Source organism: Saccharothrix hoggarensis (genome assembly GCF_042678885.1).
Taxonomy (GTDB): Bacteria; Actinomycetota; Actinomycetes; order Mycobacteriales; family Pseudonocardiaceae; genus Actinosynnema; species Actinosynnema hoggarensis.
This window is the reverse complement of sequence record NZ_JBHTLK010000413.1, coordinates 1-2,747: the sequence shown is the minus strand read 5'-3', so window position 1 is coordinate 2,747 and position 2,747 is coordinate 1. Positions and strand designations below refer to the sequence as shown.

3 protein-coding genes are annotated in these 2,747 nt (G+C 71.5%); all 3 read right to left on the bottom strand.

All coding sequences use genetic code 11. The features are described 5' to 3' along the window. Positions 1 to 581 (bottom strand): cellulose-binding domain-containing protein (locus tag ACFQ3T_RS35695; protein ID WP_380730413.1); only part of this gene is annotated, 581 nt, incomplete at its 3' end. Positions 582 to 842: 261 nt separating this feature from the next. Then, the gene (locus ACFQ3T_RS35690) at positions 843 to 1,880 is read right to left on the bottom strand and encodes an NlpC/P60 family protein (protein ID WP_380730411.1); all 1,038 of its coding nucleotides are present in this window, start codon (positions 1,878 to 1,880) and stop codon (positions 843 to 845) included. A 19-nt stretch (positions 1,881 to 1,899) separates the two neighbouring features. Continuing rightward, positions 1,900 to 2,385: a poly-gamma-glutamate biosynthesis protein PgsC/CapC gene (locus ACFQ3T_RS35685; RefSeq protein WP_380730409.1), complete on the bottom strand. Its 486-nt coding sequence runs from the start codon at positions 2,383 to 2,385 to the stop codon at positions 1,900 to 1,902. Positions 2,386 to 2,747 lie beyond the last annotated feature (362 nt).

Genomic DNA, 2,747 nt, shown 5'->3' with positions numbered 1-2,747 from the left:
GTCGGCCACGGCCCACTGCCGTCACCGCCACCACCCGGAGCAGTCGTCGACGTGGACGTCGTCGTGGACGTGGTGGTGCGGCTGGTGGTCGACGACGACGTGCCGGTGGACGTCGCGGACGTCGTGGTCGACGTGGGCGAGCCCGTGCACACCACGCCGTTGAGCTTGAACGACGTCGGCGCGGGGTTCGAGCCGGTCCACGTGCCGTTGAAGCCGGGGGTCGTGGAGGCGCCGGTGGCGAGGGAGCCGTTCCACGAGGCGTTCCGGACGGTCACCGTGCTGCCGGACTGGCTGAACTCGCCGCCCCACAGCTGGTCGACGCGCTGGCCGGCGGTGAAGGTCCACTCCAGGGTCCAGCTCGACAGCGGGTCGCCCACGTTCGTGATGGTGACGTTCGCGCCGAACCCGCCGCCCCACTGGTTGACGACGGTGTAGTCGACCTTGCAGCCGGCGGCGGCGTGGGCGCTCTGCCCGCCGGCCACCACCATCGTCGCCGCCAACGCCGTGACCGACGCCGCGGCCGCCATCGCCGCCAGCCGACCGGTGGGCCTTGTCGTGCGGTTGCCTGTGCGCAAACTCATGCGTCGCCTCCTTGCGAGCGAGTTCCGTCGAGCAACTCCCCGTTGTTGTGCACATATCTGAACTAGTAGTTCGCACAACGTGTTCTGGGAGCGCTCCCGGAGACAATAACGCGTGGCAGGCGGATTGCACAGGATGTTCACGCACGTGAATGGAACGCCGGAATAATTGCTATTTCGACTGATTCGGCGAAACGCAGTCGAACAATGGTCGAATGGCGTTCGACGGCAATTGCGGCGGTGGTGGCGGTGATGTCGGCGCGCTCAGAGGCGGCGCGCGGACCGCCACGACGTCGAGTAGTGGCCGCCGTCGTCGAGCAGGGAGGTGCCGCCGACGTCGCCGAGCGTCGGCCCGTTGATGCGCTCCCGGCTCGAGATGAACCGGTGGTGGCCGTCGCTGTCGAGGCCGAAGTAGATGCCGACGTGGTCGAGCGTCTCCGGGTCGTCCTCCACCTCGAAGAACACCAGGTCGCCGGGCTGCAGGATGCCGTAGTCGGTGGCGCGGCGGCGCTCGTCGGCGACCAGCTGGACGCCGGGGCCGAACTGCGAGATCGCGAACGCGCGGCGGGGGATGCCCGGACCCGCCGTGTTGGTGCCGAGCAGCGGCATGCCGAGGCGGTAGCCGAACACCAGCCGCACGTAGCCCGAGCAGTCCACGGAGCCGTAGCGGCTGTCGTCGGGTCGGCCGGTGACGCCGTTCGGGAAGTCCCACGGCACGCCCAGGTAGTCGTAGAAGTCCGACTGCTCCTGGCGTCCCGCGCCGGACGACTTGACCGGCCCGAACGACGCGTCGCCGCGGAAGCGCACGCCCTCGGCGTCGGTCTTGGCCGGCGCGTCGACGAGGTACTCGGTGGCGACGGCCAGCACGTCCGGGCTGGTGTCCGCGCGGGCCTCGTCGAACCAGGACCGGAACCAGTCCGAGGTCTCCGCGCCCGCCTGCCACGGCCTCGGCAGCAACCGCACCCAGGCGGCCGTGTCGATGGTGGCGGAGGTGGCCTTCGGCTCGCTGAACGTGCGGCGGGGGCCGTCGAGGACGGCGGTCCGGGCGTCGTCCGTGAACGTGGCGACGACCGTGCCGGCCCGGTCGCGGACGACCGTGCGCGCGGGCTGGGCGAGCCGCTCGTAGACCAGGTCGGCCACCGGCGCGACGTGGCTTTCCGCGGGGATCGGGGCTTCCACGTGCCCCACGGCGGGCGGCACCACGGCGGCGTCCTCGGTCGGCCACCACACGACGACGCCGACGACGAGCGCGACGACCACGGCGGCAGCGGCCAGCGCCGGACGTGCACTTCCCCGCTTCACGGCACCTCCAGCGAGCCTCTCAGACCGTCGGCACGAGTCCGACCAGCACGCCGCTGGCCAGCACACCGTAACCCGCGGCGCTGACCGTACCGGTCGCCAGGACCGTCACCAGCGGAGGCTGCCGGACGAGCTGGTAGGCGATCAGGCCCGGCACGACGAACCCGAGCGTCTGGTGCGCGAACAGCAGCGGGTAGTCGTTCTGGATCAACATGAACAACGTGGTCTGGAGCAGCACGCCGGTCAGCACCACGGCGGCGAAGAGCCTCTTGCCGTAGAGGATCACCGCCCGTTGCAGCAGCTTGACCGCGCCGAACGTCACCGCGCTCATCGCGACCACGAGCAGGGCCCGCCGGTAGTCCTCGACGAGCGTCAGCGCCAGCCACCCCGGGGTGATCATGCCGCCGGGGGACAGGTTGGTGGTGAGGTAGCAGGCGAGCGAGAACACCAGGCCGATGGCGAGGCCGAGCGTTGCCACCTCCGGGAGGAGGAGAGATCCGTTGGTCACAGGGACTTCCAGTGTCGAGGTGCGGGCTGGTCGCCCTGGTGTTCCGTGGCGGGGGGTTCGGCACTCCGGGGTTCGGAGCTCCAGGGTTCGGAGCTCCGGGGTTCGGCGCCGTGGGAGTCAGTGCCGTGGGGTCCGGTGCCGTGGGGTTCGGGGTGGCGCGGTTCGGGGCGGTGAGGTGGCACCCGACGGGGTGGTGCGCCAGGGGGTGGCGTCCCGTGGGGTTGTCCGCCGTGGGCCGGGATCCCCCGCGGCGGTGTGCCGGGCGGCTGCTGCCGGCGAGGTGGGACGCGGTCGGGCGGCGTTCCGGGCTGGGCGACGTGCGGCGCGGCCGGGGGTTCGAGCCGCTGGGTCGGCGGGTTCGG